This is a genomic window from Caulobacter zeae, assembly GCF_002858925.1.
In the GTDB taxonomy this organism is placed as follows: Bacteria; Pseudomonadota; Alphaproteobacteria; order Caulobacterales; family Caulobacteraceae; genus Caulobacter; species Caulobacter zeae.
On the sequence record NZ_PJRS01000009.1, the window covers coordinates 33,785 to 56,657 of the forward strand.

26 protein-coding genes, 1 tRNA gene and 1 pseudogene are annotated in these 22,873 nt (G+C 69.0%); 14 read left to right on the plus strand and 14 right to left on the minus strand.

Annotation, left to right across the window (positions count from 1 at the left end; all coding sequences use genetic code 11):
* The first annotated feature begins 175 nt into the window (after positions 1 to 175).
* The 5 genes from SGCZBJ_RS02675 (at position 176) to SGCZBJ_RS02695 (ending at position 5,446) form a co-directional block, all read left to right on the plus strand.
* Positions 176 to 2,488: a TonB-dependent receptor gene (locus SGCZBJ_RS02675; RefSeq protein WP_101716491.1), complete on the plus strand. Its 2,313-nt coding sequence runs from the start codon at positions 176 to 178 to the stop codon at positions 2,486 to 2,488.
* Positions 2,485 to 3,060, plus strand: a complete 576-nt coding sequence (locus SGCZBJ_RS02680; protein WP_240621395.1) for a hypothetical protein — start codon at positions 2,485 to 2,487, stop codon at positions 3,058 to 3,060. Before SGCZBJ_RS02675 ends, SGCZBJ_RS02680 begins: the two co-directional genes overlap by 4 nt.
* A complete protein-coding gene (locus tag SGCZBJ_RS02685; RefSeq protein WP_101716493.1) occupies positions 3,060 to 4,556 on the plus strand; it encodes a PepSY-associated TM helix domain-containing protein in 1,497 nt (498 codons plus the stop codon). Before SGCZBJ_RS02680 ends, SGCZBJ_RS02685 begins: the two co-directional genes overlap by 1 nt.
* A 136-nt stretch (positions 4,557 to 4,692) precedes the next feature.
* Positions 4,693 to 4,767, plus strand: a tRNA-Gly gene (locus SGCZBJ_RS02690).
* Between the two features lie 85 nt (positions 4,768 to 4,852).
* Complete coding sequence (locus SGCZBJ_RS02695) at positions 4,853 to 5,446, plus strand: HD domain-containing protein (protein WP_101716494.1); 594 nt, start codon at positions 4,853 to 4,855, stop codon at positions 5,444 to 5,446.
* A 7-nt stretch (positions 5,447 to 5,453) separates the two neighbouring features.
* On the opposite strand, the gene SGCZBJ_RS02700 is transcribed toward SGCZBJ_RS02695, so the two are convergent.
* From SGCZBJ_RS02700 to SGCZBJ_RS02745, 10 genes are all read right to left on the minus strand, one after another.
* Entirely contained in the window at positions 5,454 to 6,344 is an 891-nt protein-coding gene (locus tag SGCZBJ_RS02700) for a TraB/GumN family protein (protein ID WP_101716495.1), read from the minus strand.
* Positions 6,345 to 6,392: 48 nt separating this feature from the next.
* Positions 6,393 to 7,067, minus strand: a complete 675-nt coding sequence (locus SGCZBJ_RS02705) for a hypothetical protein (protein ID WP_101716496.1) — start codon at positions 7,065 to 7,067, stop codon at positions 6,393 to 6,395.
* A 1-nt stretch (position 7,068) separates the two neighbouring features.
* Positions 7,069 to 7,263 carry a helix-turn-helix transcriptional regulator gene (locus tag SGCZBJ_RS02710; RefSeq protein WP_058348510.1) on the minus strand — a complete coding sequence of 65 codons (195 nt, stop codon included), beginning with the start codon at positions 7,261 to 7,263 and terminating at the stop codon, positions 7,069 to 7,071.
* A gap of 7 nt (positions 7,264 to 7,270) precedes the next feature.
* Positions 7,271 to 7,864 carry a hypothetical protein gene (locus SGCZBJ_RS02715; RefSeq protein WP_101716497.1) on the minus strand — a complete coding sequence of 198 codons (594 nt, stop codon included), beginning with the start codon at positions 7,862 to 7,864 and terminating at the stop codon, positions 7,271 to 7,273.
* A gap of 13 nt (positions 7,865 to 7,877) precedes the next feature.
* A complete protein-coding gene (locus SGCZBJ_RS02720; protein ID WP_133149169.1) occupies positions 7,878 to 8,330 on the minus strand; it encodes a hypothetical protein in 453 nt (150 codons plus the stop codon).
* 82 nt (positions 8,331 to 8,412) lie between these two features.
* Positions 8,413 to 8,679 carry a hypothetical protein gene (locus tag SGCZBJ_RS02725; RefSeq protein WP_101716499.1) on the minus strand — a complete coding sequence of 89 codons (267 nt, stop codon included), beginning with the start codon at positions 8,677 to 8,679 and terminating at the stop codon, positions 8,413 to 8,415.
* Positions 8,680 to 8,849: 170 nt separating this feature from the next.
* On the minus strand, positions 8,850 to 9,734 hold the full coding sequence (locus SGCZBJ_RS02730) for a kinase (protein WP_101716500.1): 885 nt from the start codon (positions 9,732 to 9,734) through the stop codon (positions 8,850 to 8,852).
* A 26-nt stretch (positions 9,735 to 9,760) separates the two neighbouring features.
* Positions 9,761 to 10,636, minus strand: coding sequence for a TraB/GumN family protein (locus tag SGCZBJ_RS02735; RefSeq protein WP_101716501.1), 876 nt, complete (start codon positions 10,634 to 10,636; stop codon positions 9,761 to 9,763).
* A gap of 76 nt (positions 10,637 to 10,712) precedes the next feature.
* Positions 10,713 to 11,741: a 2'-deoxycytidine 5'-triphosphate deaminase gene (locus tag SGCZBJ_RS02740; protein WP_101716502.1), complete on the minus strand. Its 1,029-nt coding sequence runs from the start codon at positions 11,739 to 11,741 to the stop codon at positions 10,713 to 10,715.
* Positions 11,742 to 11,814: 73 nt separating this feature from the next.
* On the minus strand, positions 11,815 to 13,095 hold the full coding sequence (locus SGCZBJ_RS02745; protein ID WP_165799223.1) for a nucleotide disphospho-sugar-binding domain-containing protein: 1,281 nt from the start codon (positions 13,093 to 13,095) through the stop codon (positions 11,815 to 11,817).
* Between the two features lie 230 nt (positions 13,096 to 13,325).
* Between SGCZBJ_RS02745 and metZ the strand changes: the two genes are divergently transcribed.
* From metZ to SGCZBJ_RS02765, 4 genes are all read left to right on the plus strand, one after another.
* Positions 13,326 to 14,510 carry an O-succinylhomoserine sulfhydrylase gene (gene metZ / locus SGCZBJ_RS02750; protein WP_101716504.1) on the plus strand — a complete coding sequence of 395 codons (1,185 nt, stop codon included), beginning with the start codon at positions 13,326 to 13,328 and terminating at the stop codon, positions 14,508 to 14,510.
* Complete coding sequence (gene apaG / locus SGCZBJ_RS02755) at positions 14,491 to 14,955, plus strand: Co2+/Mg2+ efflux protein ApaG (RefSeq protein ID WP_101716505.1); 465 nt, start codon at positions 14,491 to 14,493, stop codon at positions 14,953 to 14,955. The genes metZ and apaG overlap by 20 nt, the downstream gene beginning before the upstream one ends.
* A 75-nt stretch (positions 14,956 to 15,030) precedes the next feature.
* Positions 15,031 to 15,669, plus strand: a complete 639-nt coding sequence (locus SGCZBJ_RS02760) for a hypothetical protein (protein ID WP_101716506.1) — start codon at positions 15,031 to 15,033, stop codon at positions 15,667 to 15,669.
* A 94-nt stretch (positions 15,670 to 15,763) separates the two neighbouring features.
* Entirely contained in the window at positions 15,764 to 16,048 is a 285-nt protein-coding gene (locus SGCZBJ_RS02765; protein WP_101716507.1) for a hypothetical protein, read from the plus strand.
* 159 nt (positions 16,049 to 16,207) lie between these two features.
* Here the strand turns inward: SGCZBJ_RS02765 and SGCZBJ_RS02770 are convergent, their stop codons facing one another.
* Positions 16,208 to 17,116, minus strand: a complete 909-nt coding sequence (locus SGCZBJ_RS02770; protein WP_101716508.1) for an Hsp33 family molecular chaperone — start codon at positions 17,114 to 17,116, stop codon at positions 16,208 to 16,210.
* A 166-nt stretch (positions 17,117 to 17,282) separates the two neighbouring features.
* On the minus strand, positions 17,283 to 18,587 hold the full coding sequence (locus SGCZBJ_RS02775) for an amidohydrolase (protein ID WP_420808144.1): 1,305 nt from the start codon (positions 18,585 to 18,587) through the stop codon (positions 17,283 to 17,285).
* Between the two features lie 121 nt (positions 18,588 to 18,708).
* Between SGCZBJ_RS02775 and SGCZBJ_RS02780 the strand changes: the two genes are divergently transcribed.
* The 5 genes and pseudogenes from SGCZBJ_RS02780 (at position 18,709) to SGCZBJ_RS02795 (ending at position 21,110) form a co-directional block, all read left to right on the plus strand.
* The gene (locus tag SGCZBJ_RS02780; protein ID WP_101716509.1) at positions 18,709 to 19,443 is read left to right on the plus strand and encodes an NUDIX hydrolase; all 735 of its coding nucleotides are present in this window, start codon (positions 18,709 to 18,711) and stop codon (positions 19,441 to 19,443) included.
* A 4-nt stretch (positions 19,444 to 19,447) separates the two neighbouring features.
* Positions 19,448 to 19,534: pseudogene (locus SGCZBJ_RS25965) on the plus strand (hypothetical protein); the annotation flags it as partial.
* 40 nt (positions 19,535 to 19,574) lie between these two features.
* Positions 19,575 to 20,018, plus strand: coding sequence for a DUF6265 family protein (locus SGCZBJ_RS02785; protein WP_101716510.1), 444 nt, complete (start codon positions 19,575 to 19,577; stop codon positions 20,016 to 20,018).
* Between the two features lie 81 nt (positions 20,019 to 20,099).
* Positions 20,100 to 20,267, plus strand: a complete 168-nt coding sequence (rpmG, locus tag SGCZBJ_RS02790; protein ID WP_004620056.1) for a 50S ribosomal protein L33 — start codon at positions 20,100 to 20,102, stop codon at positions 20,265 to 20,267.
* 90 nt (positions 20,268 to 20,357) lie between these two features.
* Positions 20,358 to 21,110, plus strand: a complete 753-nt coding sequence (locus SGCZBJ_RS02795; RefSeq protein WP_276308914.1) for a glutaminyl-peptide cyclotransferase — start codon at positions 20,358 to 20,360, stop codon at positions 21,108 to 21,110.
* A 7-nt stretch (positions 21,111 to 21,117) separates the two neighbouring features.
* Here the strand turns inward: SGCZBJ_RS02795 and SGCZBJ_RS02800 are convergent, their stop codons facing one another.
* Both SGCZBJ_RS02800 and divK read right to left on the minus strand, forming a co-directional pair.
* Entirely contained in the window at positions 21,118 to 22,482 is a 1,365-nt protein-coding gene (locus tag SGCZBJ_RS02800; protein WP_101716511.1) for a PleD family two-component system response regulator, read from the minus strand.
* Positions 22,483 to 22,488: 6 nt separating this feature from the next.
* Positions 22,489 to 22,857 carry a cell-cycle response regulator DivK gene (gene divK, locus SGCZBJ_RS02805; protein WP_058348522.1) on the minus strand — a complete coding sequence of 123 codons (369 nt, stop codon included), beginning with the start codon at positions 22,855 to 22,857 and terminating at the stop codon, positions 22,489 to 22,491.
* Between the last annotated feature and the right edge of the window lie 16 nt (positions 22,858 to 22,873).

The following is a 22,873-nucleotide window of genomic DNA, read 5'->3' on the forward strand; positions in this document are numbered from 1 at the left end:
TCGCGCCAACACCCTAGATTGCACAACACTGAGAGATCACCAATTCAAGCCGACCCAAAGACTTCAACCATCGCGCAAGCGCTCGCCTCGCGATTAATCCTGCGAATGAGTTTGCGTTTGACTCGCAATTAAACCCCCGTTAGCTGCGACCCGTTCTTAAATAACGGGGGAATGCATGAAGTCGCGGTTGATGATGGCGAGCGCCGTCGGCGTTTGGGCGGTGCTGGGCGGCGCGGCATGGGCCGAGGCTCCGGTCGCCACGGCGCCGGAAGCGCCGACGCAGGTCGACCAGGTGGTTGTCACCGGTGAAAAGACCAGCCGCAGCATCCAGGACACCGTCACCAGCGTGGCCGTGACCACCGCCCGCACCATCGAGCGCGAGCAGATCCGCGACTTCTACGACGTGGTCGCCAGGACCGCGAACATGAGCGAGACCTACGGCAAGAGCGGCTTCACCATTCGGGGCGTGGCCAACAACAACGTCTCGGGCGGCGGCTCCGGAGGCCTGGCCACGGTCTATGTCGACGGCGCGGCGGTTCCCGAGCGCGCGATGTACGGCGGCCCGCTGGACATGTGGGACGTGGGCCAGGTGGAGGTGTTCCGTGGCCCGCAGTCGACGCTTCAGGGCCGCAACGCCCTGGCCGGCGCGGTGATCGTGCGCACCACCGACCCGACCAACGACTGGAACTTCAAGGCCCGCGTGACCTCGGCCAGCGGCGACGACCGCTCGGTCGCCCTGGCCGGCGGCGGCCCGATCGTCGCCGACCAACTGGCCTTTCGCCTGGCCTTCGAGGACCGCCAAAGCGACGGCTTCATCTACAACACCACGCGCAAGGTCGACGACGACGCCCTCGATACGCGCATGATCCGCGGCAAGCTGCTGCTGACGCCGGCGACGGCCGAGGGCTTCAAGGCCGTGGCCACCATGAGCCACAACGAGCGCAAGTCGGGCTATCTCTACACCTACAGCCGCACCGACACGCCTGACTACTACGACCACCGCGTCACCACGACCAACTCGCCCAACACCAGCGACATCACCACCGACATCGCCACCCTGGAGGTCGAGCAGAAGCTGGGCCAGCGCTTCATCCTGTCGGGCGTGGCGTCCTGGAGCCAGGTTGACCTGATCCAGCGCTATGACGGCGACCTGGGGCCGCAGACCCTGTCCTACGGCGGCCAGAACGAGCGGATCGAGACGGCCAGCCAGGAAGTGCGCCTGAACTACGAGGGCGAGCGGCTCAAAGGCCTGGTCGGCCTTTTCCACGCCACCCGCGACGCCGACCGCAAGTCGGCCAGCCTGACCAACGTGGCCTTCCCGCGCGCCACCCTGGTCAGCGTCCTGACCTCGACCCTGATGGGCAGCGTGCCCGGCATCACCCAGCCCCAGGCCCTGGCCCAGGCCAACGCCTTCGCCAACCTCTACATCGCCGCCCTGCCCGTCATTCCGGTCGACTACACCTCGGACGCGCCGGAACTGGTGGAGACCACCGCCCTGTTCGCCGATGGCAGCTTCGCCCTGACGCCCAAGCTCAGCGTGCTGGCCGGCTTCCGCTACGACCGCGAAAAGAACACCCAGAGCTCGGTGCAGACCGCGCGCTTCGCCGGGGTCTATCCCACCCCGGCCGCATTCGGCGCCTATGCGCCCTACGTGGTGCTGGTGAACCAGTTCGTCGGCTCGATGGTCGCCCAGGCCGGCGCCCCCTCGCCCGAGACGACGCGCGAGTTCGAGGCCTTCCTGCCCAAGCTGGGCGCCAGGTACGCCTTCACCGACGACGTCTCGGCCAGCTTCGTGGTCCAGCGCGGCTACCGCTCGGGCGGCACGGCGATCAACACCGCCCGCGCCACCGTCGTGCCCTATGATCCCGAATACACCTGGAACTACGAGTTCTCGCTGCGCACCTACTGGCCGCAGTGGGGGCTGACTGCCAACGCCAACGCCTACTACGTGGATTGGAGCGACCAGCAGGTGTCGCTGAACCTCGGTCTGAACCAGTACGACTACCAGGTCGAGAACGCCGGCTCCTCGCACCTCTACGGCTTCGAGCTGGAACTGGCCCAGCGCGTCACGCGCAACGCCAGCTGGTGGGCGTCGCTGGGCCACACCAAGACCGAGTTCGACGAGTTCAACGTCCAGACCGGCACCGACACCCGCAACCTGTCGGGCTCGGAGTTCCCCTACGCGCCGCACTGGACCTTCGCGGTCGGCGGCGACTACCGCTGGGACAACGGCCTAGTCGCCAACCTCAACGCCAGCTACCGCGCCAAGGCCTTCACCGAGGCCGGCAGCGCGCAGGACGGCCGGATCGCCGACGCCCGCACCCTGGTCAACGGCCGCTTCGGCTACGAGAGCGATCGCTGGGGCGCCTACGTGTTCGGCAAGAACCTGCTGAACGAGAAGTACAGCCAGTACAGCCGCCCCGACTTCGCCGTGGCCCTGCTGGGCGAGCCGCGCGTGCTGGGCGTCAGCCTGGAGGCGCGCTGGTGATCGGGCCCATGGTGGGATTGGGCGGTCTGGCTCTGGCCCCATTGGCCCTGGGCGGCGCGCTGCTGCTGCGGCGCGCCTGGACCCACGCCGATGCGCGGCGGCCCTGGCTGATCGTCGGCGGCTGGGCGCTGCTGGCGATCGCCATCGCGGTCTCCGTACCGTTCCTGGGCGCGGCGCGGGGGCCCTCGATCGTGCTGGCGCTGGCCTCCACCGTCGCCCTGGCGCTGGTGGCCGCCGGGATCGAGCTGCGCGAGGCTAGGCGCAAGGCGCCGCGCGAGCTGGCCCTGGAGCCGTCCGACCGCCGACGCGTAGCCTGGCGCGGCTGGCTGCGCGGCTTTCTCGCCGGACCTCTGGGCGGAGCCGCCGCCATGGCCGTGGGCCTGGCGGTCGCCGTCTGCTTCCCGGCCGAGGTCAAGACCCGCCTGATCATCGGCGGCATGCTGGTGCCGTTCCTGTGGGCCGGCGGCATGGCCTGGACCCTGTCTGACGACAAGATCCTGCGCGCCCTGGCCGTGCTGGTCGGCGTCACCGTCGCCGGCTTCGGCGCCGTGTTCCTGAAGGGCTCCCTCTGATGCACGCCCCGCAACAAAAACCCAAACCCGGCAAGCCGATCTGGCCGAAGATCCCTGCCCCCTTCGTGCGCGCCATGCTGGCGGGCCACTCGGCCCTGGGCCTGGCGTTCGCCGCCCTGATCTACCTCGTCTGCTTCTCGGGCGCGGTGGCGGTGTTCACCAACGAGTTCAATCGCTGGGAGCAGCCGACCGCTCCGGTGCTGCACAGCGTGACGCCCGCCGCCGTCGGCGCGGCCTTCGACGAGGTGCTGGCCAAGAACCCCAAGGCCCACGACCTCTTCATCCGCATGCCCGAGCCCGCCGTGCCGCGCCTGTCGGTGCACGGCGACGACGCCAAGGGCGGTGAGCACACCTGGTTCGCCGACGCCTCGGGCAAGATCGTCGCCGAGCAGCGCACGCCCTTCAGCGAGTTCCAGGCCAAGCTTCACACCGCCCTGCACCTGCCCGGCAGCTGGGGCTTCTTCCTGGTCGGCCTGACGGGCGTTGCCTTGCTGTCGTCGCTGGTCTCGGGCGTGCTGTCGCATCCGCGGGTGTTCAAGGACGCCTTTGCCTTCCGCTGGGGCGGCTCAAAGCGCCTGCAGGAAGCCGACCTGCACAACCGCATCTCGGTGTGGGGCCTGCCCTTCCATGTCGTGGTGTCGCTGACCGGCGCGTTCCTGGGCCTTAGCGTCCTGATCGTCGGCGTGCTGGCCATGGTGGTGTTCGACGGCAATCGCGAGAAGGTGTTCGCCCTGTTCAGCGGCCCGGCCGTGGCCGACGACCCGCGCCCGGCCCCGGTGGTCGACGTGGCCAAGGGCCTTTCCGTCCTTCAGGCCAGGCATCCAGAGGCCGGCTTCAACTACATCTTCGTCGAGCATCCCGGCGAGACCGGCCAGCACATGAGCATCAACCGCGTCACGCCCGGCAAGCTGTCGCGCGGCGAGATGTTCATCGTCGACGGGAACGCCAGGGTGCTGGGCGAGGCCGGCTTCGAGAGCGGCAATGTCGGCATGGCCATCTATGCCAGCCTGACCCCGCTGCACTTCGGCTGGTTCGGCGGCTGGCCGGTCAAGGTCGCCTACTTCCTGCTGGGCCTGGGCCTGACTGCGGTGACCGCCAGCGGCGTCGCCATCTGGCTGGCCCGCCGGCGCGACAAGGGCCGCCCGGCCCCGCGCTGGGAGCGGGTGTGGGTCGCCTTCTGCTGGAGCCAGCCGCTGGGCTACGGCGTCGCGGCCATGGTCGCCCTGCTGGCCCAGGGCGTCCCGCCCGTGGCGGTGTGGGGCGGGGTCACCCTGCTGGCCAGCGCCAGCGCGTTTCTCTGGACCCCGCAGGTGATCTCGATCCGCCTGCGCCTGGCTTCGGCCGTCAGCCTCGTCCTGGTGGCGCTGGTGCATCTTGGCCTCAACACCGGTCGCTCGGTCGATCCGGTCGCCTGGATCATGGACGTCTTCCTGGTGCTCGGCGCGGTGCTGCTGGCGGCGTCGGTCAAGCTGACCAAGACGCCCGCCGCGGCCTGATCGCGTCGCCCGGAAACAACCAAGGCCCGCCGGCGACGGCGGGCCTTTTTCGTTGGCTGTGCAAGCCCGTCCTTCAACGCTTGAGCGACGCGGCAAGACCGGCTAAGCACGACCTCCACGGTCGCTCGCGACCCGTGCGGGCGTAGTTCAGAGGTAGAACGTCAGCTTCCCAAGCTGAATGTCAGGGGTTCGATTCCCCTCGCCCGCTCCAATCTCCTCCCTCATCCCGAAACGTTGACGCCCGCCCGCGCGCAGCGCACGCTGACCGTCAAACAGACGTTCGGGAGGAGAACGCGATGGCCGACGGCGAGGATCACCCCCGCGCGCGCTTCCACGCCATGACCGAGGGCACGGCCGAGGACTGGGGCATCATCGCCCAGGCCGCCGGCGAGTACGGGCGCGAACTGCCCGACCGGCTGATCAAGCATCTGCAACTGCTGCAAGGCGACTGCGGGGGATTTGCGGTGGACCGGCTGGAGCACAGCCTGCAAGCCGCCACCCGGTCCCACCTGGCCGGCGAGGACGAGGAATATGTCGTCTGCGCCCTGCTCCACGACATCGGCGACATCCTGGGCCCGCGCAACCACGCCGACATCGCCGCCGCGATCGTCCAGCCCTTCGTCTCGGAGGCCAACCACTGGATGGTGGCCAACCACGCGATCTTCCAGGGCTACTACTTCTTCCATCACCTGGGCCTGGACCGCGACATGCGCGAGGCCTTCAGGGGCCATCCGCATTTCGAGCGCACGGCCAAGTTCTGCCACCAGTACGACCAGCCCGCCTTCGACCCGGCCTATGAAACCCTGCCACTGGAGGCGTTCGAGCCGATGCTCCGGCGCGTGATGAGCACGCCGAAGCGATCGATCTACCTGCGGGCCGCGGAGGCCTGAGCGCGCCCTACTGGACGCGCTCGACCTTGATCCCGCGCTTGCCCAGCAGGGTCTGGACGCTGTCGGGACCGACCAGGTGGCCCGCGCCGACGGCGACGAAGCTGACGCCCTTGCCGTCCAGCTTGGTCTTCAGCTGATCGGCCCAGGCGGCGTTCCGGGCGACGATCAGGGTGTGGTAGAGCGGCTGGTACTTGGTGCGCATCTCGGTGACGAACTCGCCTTCCAGGCCCTTCACGTCGCCTTCGGCCCAGGCCTTGACCAGCTTGTCGAGCTTGGCCGGACCTTCCTCGACCTCGTCCAGCGTCGACTTCAGCAGCAGCACCTCGTCGGCCTGCGGCATGTCGGCGAAGAAGCGGATCTGCTGCTCGGCCGTCTCCAGCGAGCCCAGGCCCTTGCCGTCGGCCTTCAGCTCGGCGGTCAGCACCTGCTCGACGCCCTTCTTCGGGTCGAAGCCGGCCTTGATCATCGGGGCCATGGCCAGGGTGATGCCGGCCATCCACGGGCGGAAGGCGTCGAGCGCGGCGGCCGGCATGCCCATCTCCTGGCCGTAGGTCTTGGTCTTCTCCCAGTCGGCCGGGGCCAGCTTCTTCGACAGCGGCGTGGCCTGGTCGATGCCGTACTTCATGACCAGCGGCTGCATGACGGCCATGTCGTCGGCCCCGACCACTTCCAGCACCAGTTCGTCGGAGGATTTCAGGGCCGCATCGAGCTTGGGCGAGCGCCATTGGGTCTCGGGGCGCAGCACGTGGACGGTGCCGAACAGATAGATGGTCGAGTCGTGATCCTGGATCTTCCACAGCGCCGGGTCGGCCAGCGACGGCGTGGCCGCGCCCAGGGCGAGCATGGAGACCAGGCCGACGACGACGCGACGGGCGGCTTTGACGGACGAACGAAGCATGCGGATCCTCTCGGGTTAAATCAGGTCGGAAACGGTTGGGGTGAGCGGCTAGTCGACGAAGCCGCGCCGCCAGGCCACGATCATCGAGATCAGCAGATAGGCGATCATGTTGATGTTGACGGCGTCCCACAGCGTCAGCGGCGGCAGCAGGGAAAGCTTCTCGCCCGCGGCCCACAGGAACAGCAGCCCCTGCAGCAGGCCGTAGGAGACGGCGGCGGTCTCGGCCATGGTCCGGCGCATCAGCTCGTCGCTGCGCACCCACAGGCTGATGTTGCCGGCTGTCTGAACCAGGAAGAGCGCGATCAGGCCGGTCATCACGGCCGACGCCAGCAGCGGCGACAGCGGCACGAACAGGGCGCCGGCCAGCGGCGGAGCGGCCAGCATGCCGGCGGCCAGCACCAGCACCCCGCCCTGCCCGGCGTAGAAGCTGGCCTGGGCGGGCGTGGCGGCCCTCGGCGTCTCTTCGCCGTTGATCCGCCGGCCCAGCGCCTTGCGGCTGAGGCTGACGACCATGGTCACCAGGCCGACCGCGACGAGGAAGGTCGCCAGGCCCAGCGAGACGACATCGCTGGTGGAGAGTTCCAGGCCGTGCCAGTAGCCCTGGCGCTTCAGCCACATCAGGGCGCGGCCGGCGAAGAAGCCGACCGGCGCGCCGACGGCCATCAGGATCAGCGCCCCGCGCGCCCGGGGCGACAGCTTCTGGGCGTTGGAAGCGACGCTCATCTCAGTCCTCGTCCTGGAAAATGGCTTCGATGGGCTGGCCGAACAGCCGGGCGATCTTGAAGGCCAGCGGCAGGCTGGGATCGTACTTGCCGGTCTCCAGCGCGTTGATGGTCTGGCGCGAGACGTCCAGCCGCTGGGCCAGGTCGGCCTGGCTCCAGTCGCGTTCGGCGCGCAGCACCTTGAGGCGGTTCTTCATCGAGGCCTCAGCGGTAGCGCCAGGACACCAGGCCCTGGGCGAGGCCGAACACCAGGGCGAAGACCGGCGCGACCACCCACAGCTGCAGGTGCGGCGCCTTGCCAAAGGCCTCCATGATGCCCCAGGCGGTGGCCAGCGACAGGGTCGCGCCCAGCGCCCACAGCAGGCTTTCGACCGTGATCCGCCGCAGCAGCTCGTCGGTTTCACGGAAGATGTAGAGGCCGAGGCTGGCGAAGGCGGCGATCAGGGCGATCACCGGCGCCAGGGCTGCGGCGTAGCCGAGCGCGCCCTGCGTGAAGCCGGCCAGGTAAAGCTGGACCGCGCCTAGCAGCAGGACGACATAGGCGGTCATCGCGCCCAGGAAGCCGATCAGGAAGCCGCGCATCGCCGGACGCACCGGCTCGCCGCCATAGAGGCGCCGCGCGGTGGAGGCGAAGGCCGCGGCCGCGAAGGCCATGGCGACAGCGCCGACATAGGTGGGCCACTGGCCGCGTCCGAGCAGCAGCATCGCCATCGAGCCGCCGACGCCGACCACCCCGACGAGGACCAGGATGGCGGCCTTGGCGGGCGCCGGGCGGCTGGTCTTGAGAAAAGCGTTCATCGGTTCCCCTCCCCTAGCGCCGCTTCAGCCACCAGCCGACCCAGAACAGGCTGTAGCCGATCAACTGGAAGCCGCCGAGCAGGGCCATGCCGAACAGCACCGCCTGCGTGGTGGTCATGCCGACCGGCAACGCCGCCTCGGCGGTTCCGGGCATGGCGTGGAGCAGAATGTAGGGCACGGCGGCCAGGGCCAGGCCCGTCGAGCCGCCCCAGTACCAGGACCATTTGTGGGCTTCACGCGCGGCCTCGTCGGCGGCGCTCCACCAGCGCGCGCAGAGCCACAGCACCAGAGCCATGACCCCGATGACCAACAACGCGATGACGACCAGCGAAAAGACGGCGAACTCGGGCTTTCGCTTGCCCAGCTCGCCGATCAGGGAGGCCGCGACGCCGAGCACCAAGGCCGCGCCAAACGAATAGACCACCGCGGCCACAAGCCTTCGCCGCGCCAGTCTTTGCCCCGCCATGCCAAGTCCCCTCGTCAAAATGACAAGTAACATTGACACCATGAAGCAGGACCATGTCAAGGACCCTGGACAGAATTCGCGTTTAGGCGGCGATGCGCCCGCTGCGCCAGTGGAGCGGCGCCGGGGCGGCGACGCCCAGGGCCTTGGCCAGCCAGTGGGCCTTGGGGTCGGCGTGGATCAGCCAGCCGTATTGCGAGAAGCGGTCGCCGTAGTCGTCCCAGCGGATGACTCGCCCGTCGGCGTCGCAGCGCCACACCGCCTTGTCGCAGCCGGGGATGCGCTCGGCGCGCTCCCAGGCGGCCACGCGCTGGCTGTGGGTCGAGAACGGACCGGAGAAGAGGCGGTTCATGACGCTGGGCTCCAATCGACGCGGCGCGGATCCGGAAACCGAATCTGCGTGTAATCGCAATAACTGGACACTAGCCCTTGGTGACGATTAACGCAGCCAACACCATATGTAGTGCGACGCCATGCCGCGCGACAGATTGAACGCGTTCAGCGACTTGCGCTTCCGGCGACTCACGGCGGCGTAAGCGGTCGCCGCGTCGCATCCAGCGCCTCATGCAGGTCGGCCCGTTCCGGAAGGTCCTCCGCGCACCAGGCGGTCAGGCGCTCGTAGTGGTCGAGGAAGTGCTCCAGCGCCGCCGGATCGAGGCCGCCGCGGTCACCGCGGGCGGCCAGGCTCGCTTGCAGCTTGGCCTCCTGCTGGCGTCGCCAGGCGCGCACCGTGGCGAAGTCTGGCGCGGTAAGCACCGCCAGCCAGTCGATCCGGCCGAAGAGCTCGCGGTACGGCCCCGCCAGGGCCGCATCGATGTAGCCGCGCCAGGCGCCGCCCTTGTCCTCGTCGCGCTCCAGGGCGTTGACGGGCGCAGCCAGCGCCGCCGCCCCTTGCGGACGCGCGCCCAGGCACCAGCCCTCCAGCAGCACCACGTCGGCCGGACCGTCGAACACCGGCCAGGCCTGCCGCGGAGCGCGGTCGTCGGCGGCCTTGTCGAAGCGCGGCAGGGCGGTCGCCCCCTGCCCCGCCAGGGCGTCGAGGAGCGACAGGCCCAGAGCGACATCGTGCGTGCCCGGCGGCCCGCGCGTGGCCAGCAGCGGATGGACGTCGCGCGCCAGGGCCTGGCGCTGGGCCCGGGTCAGGTAGAGGTCGTCCAGCGACAGGACGGCCACCTTCAGGTCCTCGTCGGCCAGAAGGCGCGCGACCGCCGCCACCAGCGTCGACTTGCCCGACCCTTGCGGTCCCGACAGGCCGGCGACGAAGCCCGGCCGGCCATGGGCCCGGGCCGCCGCGATCAACCGCCGGGCCAGGGGAAGATGCAGGGCGTGGAAGGTCTCGGCGAAGCCGGGGTCCAGGCGCTCGTCACGCATGAAGTCAGGCAGCCAGGCGGGATCGGGCGCGCTCATGCCCGACCATGCACCGCTTCGGGCGGTTACTGCACCCGCCGTACGCGATAGCCGCGCGCCTTCATCAGGGCCGGCAGGCCGTCGGGCCCGGCCATGTGCAACGCCCCCACCGTGACCAGTTCGACGCCCGCCCCCGCCATCTCGCGGTCCAGAACCTGCGCCCAGGCCAGGTTGCGGCGCTTGAGCAGGGCCTCATAGAGCTCGGGCCGGTCGCGGCGCATGCCCTCGACCAGCACCGCGCCCAGGCGGTCGACATCGCCCTTCAGCCAGGCTTGTTGCAGGTCGACGCCCCGGCGCGGCGGCGCGACCTGCTCGGCGGCGACGTCGTCGAGATATTGCACCTCGACCGTCTCGGGCAGGTCGGCGAACAGGCGCAACTGCTGCTCGAAGCTCTCGAAGGCCAGGACCGGCTTCTCGGCCCGGACGGCCTGGCGGGTGACGCTTGCGTCGGCGCCGTCCTCCACCGAGCCGCCGGCCTGCGCCATCGGCAGCACCGACAGCATCATCGCCGCCGCCCAGGGGCGCAGGCGGTCGACGCGATCGAGGCTGGCGCCGCGGCTGTCGAGCGCCGCGCGCAGGCTGGCCACGGTGCGCGGCGGCAGCTTCTCGGTCAGGGAGCGGTCGAGATCGACGCCGTAGCGGTCGACCAGGGCCTTGATGGCGGCGGGCTCGGCGTCGACACGGGTCTCGAACCACAGCTTGTCGGCGCGGGCGTAGGCGCGGTCGAAGGCCGGGGTGCGCCAGCGCACGTCCGGCGACAGCACGTGCATCGAGCCGAACAGATAGATGCGGGAGTCGCCGTCGCTGACCTCCCACATGGCCGGGGCCGCGCGGGCGACGCCCGACAGACCCGCCAGCGCGACGATGGCCGCCGCCGCGCCCCTAACCCAAGCCAGAACCATACGCCGTCCCCGACAGAAACACGGGGACCACGCTAGGCCTGAGCGCGTTAACCGGGCGAGCGCAAAGCGCCGCGGCCTAACGCCACGCCTTGAAGTGCTTCGAAAGCTTCAGGCCCTGTCGCTGGTAGTGCGAACCGCCTTCGCCATAGAGGCGCGCGGGCCGCTCGGTCAGGGGCTCGTAGACCAGGCGGGCGACGGTCTGGCCGTCTTCCAGCAGGAACGGCGTCTCGTGGCTGCGCACTTCGAGCACGCCCTTGGAGCCGACGGCGCCGGCCTCCTCGGTGCCGAAGCCCGGGTCGAAGAAGCCGGCGTAGTGGACGCGGAACTCGCCGACCGACGGGTCGATCGGAGTCATCTCGGCCGCTTCCATGACCGGGATCTCGACATCGTCCTTGGAGGCCAGGATGTAGAACTCGCCCGGATCGAGCAGCAGTTCGCCGTGTCGGGTCTCCAGCGGCTCCCAGAAGTCGCGCGGGTCGTGGCCGTCCTCGTGGTCGAGGTCGACGACGCCGGCGTGGCGACGGCCGCGGAAGCCGACGATGCCGGTGTCGCCCGGCGTCAGATCGACGCCGACGCTGCGGATGGCCAGCTTGACGGGGTCGCCGCGCTTGAGGCGCAGCTGGTTCAGGCGCGTGCCGGCGCGGACCAGCACCGAGAAGGTCTGAGGCGCGATCTCGATATAGAGCGGGCCCTCGTAGCCGGCCTCGATGTCGTCGAAGGCCTTGGAGTGGTCGCTCAGCAGGCGGACGAAGACGTCGACCCGGCCGGTGGAGCTCTTGGGGTTGCCGCGCGCGGCGACATTGGCCGGCAGGGCCAGGCGCTCCTGGATCTCGGCGATGTAGACGCAGCCCTTCTCCAGCACCGCGCCCTTCGACAGGTCCAGCTCGTGCATGGCCACGTCCTTGAGGCGGTCGGGCACGCGGCGCGAGACCCCCGGCAGGAACGAGGCGCGCACGCGCCAGCAGCGCACGCCCAGGCGCAGGTCGAGGCTGGCGGGCTGGACCTGGTCACGGTCGAACGGGGTCTGCGAGGTGATCGCCTCCTGGGCGATCAGGGATTCGATGGTCTGGCAGGGCAGAATCCCTGCGGCGTGGGCGTCGGTCATCGGCGGCACACTCTCTAAAGCGCCGTCGCGAGGCAAGAGCGGTATCGGAAGCGCCGCGAAAATCTGAACGCCGTCAGCCCCGTCGAAGCAGTTCGTCGAGATGCAGGGCGCCGGCCATGGCCCCATCCTCGCCCCGAAAGACCGGCGCCAGGCCCTGCGCGGCGGCGGCATAGGCGGGGTCCTCCAGCACGGTCTTCAGCGCTGTGGCCGCGCCGCCGCGCGCGAAACGTTCGGGCCGAAGCCTGCGGCCGACGCCCAGCCGCCCCACTCGCCGGGCGTTGTCGTGCTGATCGCCCAGGAACGGCGTCACCAGCTGGGGCCGCCCCGACCGCAGGGCCTGGGCGGTCGTGCCGATCCCGCCGTGATGGACGATGGCCGCGGCCCGGGGGAAGACCAGCGAATGGGCGGCGTAGGAACAGACGAAGACCTCGCCCCCTCCCTTCCCCGCCAGGCGCTCGGCCTCGTTGGCGCCGGCCAGAAGCAGAGCCCGGCGGCCCAGAGCGCGCGCCGCCTCGAGGCTGGCGCGATAGAAGTCGCCCGGCGCATGCACCGCGAAACTGCCCAGCGAGAACACGATCGGCGCCGGTCCCGCGTCGAGAAAGGCCGCCAGCGCGGGATCTAGCGCGGACTGCCCCCCGGCCTCGCTGTCGTAGGACGGAAACCCGACGAGGGTCAGGCCGGCCGGGTGGTCGGGCTGCACCGGCCCGAACGCGGGCGAGTAGAGGCCCAGCACCGGCGCGCCGTCGCCGTGGCCGCAATCGAACATGGCGTCGGCGTCGGCATGGGCGACGCCGAGCTTGCGGCCCAGATCCCGCACGGGCTTCAGCGAGGCGGCGATCCGCCCGCGCACCAGCGCGCGTACAAGCCGGTTCCAGCCGATCGCAGCGGCCGAGCGCGGCGTGAAGACATAGGGCGCCGGCCCGGTTTCGGACGGATCGCTCGCCGACTGCATGAAGATCGGAGCCAGGGCCACGCGCACCAGCGGCAGGTCCAGCGCCCGGGCGGCCGGCGGCGCGCCGAAGACGATGTTGTGCGCCACCACCATGTCGGCCCCCAGGGCCGCCGCTCGGACGTCCTCGTAGGTCTCCGACAGGAAGGGCATCTGCAGATCGCGCAGCAGGAAATCGGGATCGCGGCTCATCCGATCGAACACGTCGGCGATGTCGAGGCCCAGGCGCGCCTGGATCTGCTGGGTGCTGGGCCGCAGCGGGGCGAAGGCCAGGCCCTCGGCCTCGACCTTGGCGCGATGGTCCTCGTGGGTGGCCAGCACCGGCGCGTGGCCAAGGCTTTCCAGGGCCAGCGCCAGGGCCAGAAACGGATGCAGGTCGCCGAGCGAGCCCGTCGTCGCCAACACGATCCGCCGCCCCGCCGCCATCCTCGCCCCCGCGCGCCGCACGGTCGGATGGGAACCGCAACCGGCGCGCCAAGGCAAGGCTCGCCTCACCCGCCAGGCGACCTTCGCCGCCCTGGCGCTCGCCCCGCGCGCTCGGACCGTGACGAAGCAGTGAAAGATCGCCTATACCCACCGCGATTGCGTCGGCGGTAAGTTGTCGACGCGGGCCTTTTCGTCGTCGGGAGTACGCCGTGTCCGAAGATCCGAAGAACTGGGACGTCGCCACCAAGCTCATCCGTGGGGGGCTGGCCCGTTCGCCGTTCATGGAGACCGCCGAGGCGCTCTACCTGACCCAGGGCTTCACCTACGACAGCGCCGAGGGCGCGGACCGCCGGTTCTCAGGCGAGGACCCGGGCTTCGTCTATTCGCGGTTCAACAATCCCACCGTGAAGATGTTCGAGGACCGCCTGGCCCTGCTGGAAGGCGCCGAGGTCTGCCGCGCCACGGCCACCGGCATGGCCGCCGTCCACTCGGCCCTGATGGGCCTGGTGCGCGCCGGCGACCACGTGGTGGCGGGCAACGCCCTGTTCGGCTCGTGCCGCTGGCTGATCGCCGAATGGCTGCCGCGCTTCGGCGTCGAGACCACCTTCGTCGACGCCACCGACCTTTCGGCCTGGGAAGCGGCGATCAAGTCCAACACCAAGGCCGTCCTGATCGAGACGCCGTCCAACCCGGTGCTGGAGATCACCGATATCGCCGCGGTGTCGAAGCTGGCCCACGCCGTCGGCGCCAAGGTCATCGTCGACAACGTGTTCGCCACCCCGATCTTCCAGCAGCCGCTGGCGCTGGGCGCAGACGTCGTCGTCTATTCGGCCACCAAGCACATCGACGGCCAGGGCCGGGTGCTGGGCGGGGCGATCCTGACCACCGAGGCGATCAACGAGGAATTCTACCGCGACAGCATGCGCCACACCGGCCCGTCGCTGTCGCCGTTCAACGCCTGGGTGATGCTCAAGGGCCTAGAGACCCTGGACCTGCGCGTGCGCCGCCAGACCGACACCGCCGCCGCCCTGGCCGACGTCATGGCCGAGCACAAGAAGGTGACGCGGGTGCTCTACCCGTTCCGCACCGACCATCCGGGCTACGAGGTGGCCAAGAAGCAGATGACCGGCGCCGGCACGGTGATCGCGCTGGACCTCGGTTCGCGCGAGGCGGCGTTCAAGTTCCTGAACGCTCTGGAGATCGTCGACATCTCCAACAACCTGGGCGACGCCAAGTCGATGGCCACCCACCCCCCGACCACCACGCACCGCTCCGTTCCGGAAGAGATGCGCCCGCTGCTGGGCGTCACCGAAGGCGGCGTGCGCCTGTCAGTGGGCCTGGAAAGCCTGTCCGACCTGACGCGAGACGTGACCCGTGCGCTCGACCAGGCGTGAGTCCAGCCCGCCGCTGAAGCGGATCCGTCGGCGCCGCGGCCCCGACACCGGGATCTACGAGGCCCGCACGCGCGACATCGTCGTGCGGGTCGCGCCCTGCTACCTGCCCGAGGAATCCTCGCCCGAGCAGAGCCTCTACCTGTGGGCCTACACCGTCGAGATCGAGAACCACGGCGTCGAGACCGTGCACCTGGTCGCGCGCTGGTGGAAGGTCACCGACGCCCTGAACCGCAGCAACGAGGTCGAGGGCTCGGGCGTGGTCGGCGAGCAGCCGGAACTGAGGCCGCGCGAGGCTTTCCGCTACGTCTCCAACTGCCCGCTGCCGACGGCCTCGGGCACCATGGTCGGCCGCTACCAGATGGTCACCGAGGCCGGCGAGGCGTTCGACGCTCAGATCCCCGAGTTCTCGCTGCACCTGCCCGGCGCCTCGCGACGGGTAAACTGACGCAAGGATCGCGTTTCCGAAAACGCAACCTTGAGATAGTACGTCATTGTTCGTGAACCCGGGGGGAGCCGAGCGATGACGTACTACACCATCCAGATCTGGAACCAGTCCCAGGCCGCCAAGAGCTATGTGCTCTTTCTGCGGGAACCTGAGCTCACCGCCAACGGCGGCGCTTCGCAGGTCTTCACCAACGCCTGGGCGACCTTCCCCGGCGTCACCAACGGCGGCTTCGACCGCATCACCTTCGACGAGACGGTCTACGCCTACTGGAGCCATCCGCCGGTGGGCGGCCAGATGCTCAGCGGCGGCGTAATGCAGGTCAGCACCCAGACCCAGGACACAGTCGCCTTCAGCGGCGGCTCGCCCACCGGCTTCACCACGCTCACCAGCCCGGGCACGGCCCAGCCGGGGTCGTTCGCGATCGTCACGGGCTCGGACTTCACGCCGGCCAGCGGCTACGTGCTGGGCATGGCCCGCATCGCCGGCACGCCGATCCCCGTCCCCACCATGACCTTCCCCGCCCTGCCGAACATGATCAGCAACATCAGGCCGATCCACACCTACTATGTCGCCGAAGGGGCCTATGCGCCGGGCGAGGTGATCGACGCGGCCCAGATCACCGCCAGCGCCGAAATCGACTTCACCGGCAGGCCCCAGACCACCGCCACGGTCATCCAGCAGCCCAACGGGACCTTTTCGGTCACCTACAGCTGACGGCTCCGCCGAACGGCGCCGTTGCCAAGTAACAATGTTACGCGTTTACTTCCCTCAGCGGCGCGAGACCGCGAACACATAGGGAGGTTGCGGCGTGGCCGATTACGAGCTGACCCTCATCAACCAGAGCGACGACGTCCAGAATTCGACGGTCGTGGTGTTTCAGAAAGCCCCGACCAGGCCGGTTAGCCTGGCGCGGTCGATCCCGCCGGGCGGCTCGTCGAAGATCAGCTTCAACAATCTCGAGCCGAACGCCCAGGCCTATCTGGTGCTGGGCGAGCGGCCGCACCTGGACGCGGGCCCGCCGTCCGGCTCGGTGCGGCTGGACCTGGACCTGACGCACGAATACGTCATCCGGCGACCGGAAGGGCGGCACTAGCTGCGCTAGCCCCTTAGAGAACCTCCCCCTCTGGGGGAGGCGGCCGAAGGCCGGTGGGGGGCCGTTTTCAGCTATCGAAGGCTGAAGGGGGGCTCGAAATCACTCCCCTCACCGATCGCTGCGCGATCGCCTCCCCCACAGGGGGAGGTTCCTCGTGCCTCAGACCTCGCCTTCCGGCTCCAGGGCGTAGACGCGCGAGCAGTATTCGCAGGTCACGTGGATCTTGCCGTCCGGCTCGATCATCTCGGCCTTCTCTTCGGGCGAGAAGGATTGCAGCACCACGCCAATCCGCTCTTCGGAGCAGCGGCAGAAGGCGCGCAGCGGCTTCTCGTCGATCAGGCGCACGCCGTCCTCGTTGAACAGGCGCCACAGCAGGGTGGTGGTCGGCACGGTCGGGTCGATCAACTCGTCCTCGCCCGTGGTCTCGAACAGCGCCTGGGCGTGGTTCCAGGCTTCCTTGGTCTCGCCGCGCGTCTCGTCGCCGGCGATGGTCTGGATCAGGATGCCGCCGGCGCGCCAGGTCAGGCCCTCGCCGGTGTCGACCTGGCCGACTGCCAGGCGCACGCGGGTCGGGATCTGTTCCGACTGCATGAAGTACTGCTCGGCGCACAGGGCCAGGCTCTCGCCCTCGATGGCGGTGACGCCCTGGTAGCGCTCCATGTCCGGCCCCTGGTCGAGGGTCATGATGAACACGCCGCCGCCCAGAAGGGTCTTGGCGCCCGGACGCGCGAAGCCTTCCGAGACGGCCGCCACCTCGTCGGGGTCGAACCGGCAGTAGCCGCGCAGGCCGCCGGTGGTGTCGTAGTCGACGACGACATAGCGCACCGGGCCGTCGCCCTGGGCCTGGACGATCAGGCGGCCCTCGAACTTCAGGCTCGAGCCGACCAGGGCGGCCAGCGCGCAGGCCTCGCCCAGGAGGTTGGCCACGGGCTCGGGATAGGAATGGCGAGTCAGCACCTCGTTGACCGCCTCGCCCAACCGCACCACGCGGCCGCGCACGGGCAAGCCTTCGATCTGGAAGGCGGAAACGAGGTCGTCGGACAGGATCTGGGGGGCGGCGTCGGTCATGGGGCGGTTAGATAGGCGCTTTCCCAAAAAATGCGAGGGGGCGCCGCAAAACCCCCTCCGGCCCTCCGGGCCACCTCCCCCAGAGGGGGGAGGATCTATTAGCGCAGGCGCAAAGATGCTCCCCCTCTGGGGGAGCTGTCGCGGAGCGACTTAGGGGGGTCTTCCCTTACTTCTTCGCCAGGTAATCCAGGGCCATGAACACCTCGGCCTTGACCCCCGTCTCCAGCACCGCCTCGTCGATGTCGAAATAGGGCGAGTGGTTGGCCGGGGCGCCGGCGGCGGGGACGTCGGCCTTGCGGCCGCCCAGTTGGACGAACACCGCCGGGACCTTCTGGCCGTAGAGGGAAAAGTCCTCGGCGCCGGTAACCAGGGCGGCCTGGTCGTCGACCTTGCCGGGCGAGGCCTTTTCCAGAGAGGCCTTTACCCACTTCGACAGGGCCGCGTCGTTCCAGGTGACCGGATAGGGCTGGGTGAACACCGCCTCAGCCTTGGCGCCATAGCGGTCGCCGATGGCGGCCACGGCCTTCTGCGTCTTGGCGATCACCTCGGCCTTCCGCTCGGGCGTGAAGGTGCGCAGGGTGCCGCTCATCACCAGGTCTTCGGGGATGATGTTGTTGCGCACCCCCATGTTGATGGTGGCGATGGTCAGCACCGTGGGCGAGGTCCCAACATCGATCTGGCGGGCCGCGATCTGGTTCAGGGCTTGGACGATGTCGGCCGAGATGCTGGCCATGTCGATGCCGGCCCAGGGCCGCGCGCCATGGGTCTGCTTGCCCTTGACGGTGATGGTGAGGCGATCGGCGCCGGCGTAGAAGCCTTCGGGGCGATAGTTCAGGGCGTGGGCGTCGCCCGGACCGATATGGACGCCGAAGATGGCGTCGACCTTAGGATTATCGAGCGCGCCGTCGGCGATCATCAGCTTGGCGCCGCCCTCGTCGCCGGCCTGGGGCCCCTCCTCGGCCGGCTGGAAGACGAAGACCACCGTGCCGGCGATGTCGTTCTTCATGCCGGCCAGCACCGTCGCCGCGCCCAGCAGCATGGCCACGTGGGTGTCGTGGCCGCAGGCGTGCATGACCGGGACGGTCTTGCCCTCCCAGGTCGCCGTGGCCTTGGAGGCGAATGGCAGGCCGGTCTTTTCCAGCACCGGCAGGGCGTCCATGTCGGCGCGCAGGGCCACGACCTTGCCGGGCTTGCCGCCCTTGAGCACGCCCACGACGCCGGTCTTGCCCACGCCTTCGCGGACCTCCAGGCCCAGGGCCTTCAGCTCCTTGGCCACCAGGGCGGCCGTGCGGACTTCCTGGTTGCCCAGTTCGGGATGCTCGTGGACGTCGCGCCGCCAGGCCACGACCTTGGGCTGGGCCGCCTTGGCGGCCGCCTCGACCTTGGCCGCGGAGGGCGCGGCCAGCGCCGGAACGGACATGGCGCTCGCCGCCATCAGGGCCAGTACCGAAACCTTCGCGCGCACGCCCATTCCCGACTCCTTGAGAAGACTTTGCGGGCGAGCTTGGCGGTTCCTGGGATCGGGTCAAGGGCGGCGGCGCTTTACCTAAGGAACGGCTTTGCAGAACCGTCGTGAAGACTAAGCTTCGTCCATGACCGAGCCCGTATCCGACTCCCCAACCTTCGACTCGAAAGACGATGGCGAGGCGCTGGATCCCAATTCCGGCGTCATTCGCCCCCGCCACGCCGCCACCCTGATCGTTGTCCGCGACGACGGACCGGCCCCGCAGGTGCTGATGGGCCGGCGCAATCGCGGCCACGCCTTCATGGCCAGCAAATGGGTGTTTCCCGGCGGCCGGGTCGATCGTGGCGACTATGGCGCGCCCTCGGCCACGGAGCTGGATCCCGAGGTCGCCACGCGGCTGGCCGCCGAGCCTCGCCACCCTTCCCCCGCCCGCCTGGCTCGCGCCCTGGCGCTGGCGGCCGTACGGGAGACCTTCGAGGAGACCGGCCTGCTGCTGGCCAAGGCCGCCCCGACGCGGCCCGGAGCCGGCGCCTGGCGGCCGTTCCTGGCCCAGGGCGCCCTGCCCGACCTGTCGCCGCTGAGCTTCGTGGCCCGCGCCATCACCCCGCCCTATCGCCCGCGCCGCTTCGACGCCCGCTTCTTCATGGCCCCGGCCAGCGCTCTCCTGAGCCTCGAGCGCCAGCCCGACTGCGGCGAACTGGACGAGATCGCCTGGGTCACCTTCGACGAAACCCGCGACCTCGACCTGCCCAGCATCACCCGCATGGTGCTGCGCGAGACGGCCCTGCGCCTGAAGGATCCCGGCCGCCGGGCGCCATTCATGCGCTTCCTGCGCGGCAACGCCGTGATGACCGAGCTTTAGAAGCGTCCTCGCCCTTCGACAGGCTCAGGGTGAGGACGAATTTCGACGTCGCAGTAGAAATCCTCATCCTGAGCTTGTCGAAGGACGAGGATTGCGGACCATGATCTGGACCTTCCGACGGAGCCGCCGCCATGCTCGCCCTCTTCCTCGCCTTGCAGGCCGCCCCGGCGCCGGCCATCGACCAGGCTGCCTTCCTGGCGGGCTGCTGGCGACAGGACCGTCCGAACGGCGTCGTTGAGGAGCGGTGGCTGGCGCCCGGCGGCGGCATGATGCTGGGCATGAGCCGCACGGTGCGCGACGGCAAGGTCCGCACTTTCGAGTTCACCCGAATCCAGGAAATCGACGGACGACTCACCTTCTTCGCCACGCCCTCGAACCAGGCCCCGGCCGCCTTCCCGCTGAAGAACGCCGCGCCAGGCGAGCTGGTGTTCGAGAACCCCGCCCACGACTTTCCCCAGCGCGTGATCTACAAAAGCCAGGGCAAGGACGGACTTATCGGCCGGATCGAGGGCGAAATCGGCGGCAAGGCGCGGTCCGTGGATTTCCCCTACAAACGATGTTCAGGCGCCGATTGACTTTGCTCCGTTCATGCGTATGTTCCGCGCCTCTCATTTCGACCGCGCGGAGACCTGCGCGACCACCGCAGGGATACGACCATGGCCAAACCGGCTTCGATCAAGATCCGCCTGAATTCGACGGCGGACACCGGCTTCTTCTACGTCACCAAGAAGAACGCCCGCACCAAGACCGAGAAGATGGTGCTGAAGAAGTACGACCCGGTCGTGCGCAAGCACGTCGAATTCCGCGAAGGCAAGATCAAGTAAGATCGCCTCGTCGCACCGACGATTCTCGAAAACGCCCGGCGGCAACGTCGGGCGTTTTTGTTTTTCCGGTCCCTGGAATAGGTTCATCGCGTGATCGTTCGCCTCGCCCTCGCCTTCTCCGTCATGGCCGCCCTGCCCGCCTGCGCCCAGCCGGCGCCGGTGCAGAGCTACGAGGTGGTCCGCACCTATCCTCACGACCGCCAGGCCTTCACCGAGGGCCTCCTGGTGCGCGACGGCCAGCTCTACGAGAGCACGGGCCTGGAAGGCCGCTCGTGGGTGCGCAAGGTCGATCTGGAGACCGGCGCTGTGCAGCAGCAGGCGGACCTGGATCCCAAGTATTTCGGCGAGGGCATCGTCGACTGGGGCGACCAGATCATCCAGCTGACCTGGCAGAACGGCATCGGCTTCGTGCGCGATCGGGCGACCTTCGCCGTCAAGTCGACCTTCAGCTACACCGGCGAAGGCTGGGCCCTGACCAAGGACGACCGCCGCATCATCATGAGCGACGGCACCGACGAGCTGCGGTTTCTCGATCCCAAGACCCTGAAGGAAACCGGCCGGGTCAAGGTGACCGACGACGGTCGCCCCGTGGACCAGATCAACGAGCTGGAATTCATCAAGGGCGAGGTCTGGGCCAACATCTGGCAGACCGACCAGATCATCCGCATCGATCCCAAGACCGGCAAGGTGGTCGGGCGACTCGACCTGTCGGGCCTGCTGACGCCGCAGGAGGCTCGCCGGGCCGACGTGCTGAACGGCATCGCCTACGACGCCAAGGCGGACAGGATCTTCGTCACGGGCAAGTTCTGGCCGTGGCTGTTCGAGATCAAGGTGGCGAAGTAGGCGGCGCTCAGGCCGCCTTGCAGACCACGGCGTTGCGGCCGGCGGCCTTGGCCTCGTAGACGCCGCTGTCGGCGCGCTTGAGCAGGGCCTCGGGGGTGTCGCCCGCACCGGTGGTCGCCGAGACGCCCACCGAGATGGTCACCGTCAGCATTTCCTGGCCGCCGGCCACGCGGAACGGCGAGCCGGCCACGTGCATGCGGATGCGCTCGGCGATGCGCACGGCGTCGGCCAGCTGGGTGTCAGGCATGATCACCGTGAACTCCTCGCCGCCGTAGCGGCAAGGCAGGTCGATGGCCCGCACGTTCGAGGCCAGGCGCAGGGCGAACTCGCGCAGCACCTCGTCGCCGACGTCGTGGCCGAAGCCGTCGTTGATCTTCTTGAAGTAGTCGATGTCGATCAGCAGGGCCGAGACCGGGTCGCCGCCCATGGTGGCGCGGTTAACCAGAGCCGACAGCTGGCCGGTCATGTAGCGGCGGTTGTGCAGGCCGGTCAGCGGATCGGTGACGGCCAGCTCCAGCGAGTGGTCGAGGTTGTTGCGCAGATAGTCGGTGTAGCGCTTGCGGCGCACCTGGGTGCGGACGCGGGCGGCCAGCTCCTGCGGGTCGATCGGGCGCGGCAGCACGTCGTTGACGCCGATATCCAGCGCCTTGACCATCCGCGGGCGGTCGTCGGGATCGACCACGGCCAGGATCGGCAGGTGCCGGGTGCGCTCGCTGGAGCGCAGCGTCGCGGCGAAACGCAGGCCGTCGAAGCCGCGGGCGGCGGCGTTGACGATCACGAGATCCACCGGCCCGCCGGCGCTGATTTCCGCCTTGGCCAGGTCGGTTTCGATCACCGGGCGGTGCTCGACCGCCAGTTCGGAGGCCACGCGCTGGGCCTGGCGTTCGTTGTCGTCGACGATCAGCACCCGGCCGCCGATGCCGTCGAGGCGGGCGGCGGCGCCGGCGATCACGCCGATGCGGCGGCCCGAGGCCTCGCGCTGGCGCAGTTCGTCGATGACCATCTTCAGGCGGGTCAGGCTGCGCACGCGGGCGAACAGCATGACGTCGTCGATGGGTTTCGTCAGAAAGTCGGCGGCGCCCGCCTCCAGGCCCTGGATGCGATCGGCGCGGCCATCGAGGGCCGTGACCAGCACCACCGGGATATGGCGGGTGGCGGCGTCTTCCTTGAGCTTGCGACAGACGGTGAAGCCGTCCATGCCGGGCATCATCACGTCCAGCAGGATGATGTCGGGCAGTTCCTCGGCCGCCTTCGCCAGGGCCGTCGGGCCATCATAGGCGTAGGAGACCTGATAATACTCGGCCGACAGCTTGGCCTCGAGCAGGCGCACATTGGCCTCGATGTCGTCGACGACGAGGATTCGCGCGCTCACGACCTGTTACCTCTCCAGCAGCCGGCGGATGGTTTCGAGAAAGTGCGACACCGAGATCGGCTTCGAGATGTAGGCCTCGCAGCCGCCCTCGCGAATCCGCTCTTCATCGCCCTTCATCGCAAATGCCGTAACAGCGACCACGGGTATATGTGACAGATCGTCGTCCTCCTTGAGCCACTTGGTCACTTCCAGGCCCGAAATCTCGGGCAGCTGGATGTCCATGAGGATCAAGTTAGGGCGATGTTCACGGGCGATCGACAGCGCCTGCAGCCCTTCACGGGTCTGCAGGGTCTCGTAGCCCTGGGCCTCGAGCAAATCATGAAACAGCTTCATGTTCAGCTCGTTATCCTCGACGATGAGGACCTTCTTCGTCATCCTGACCCCGACCATA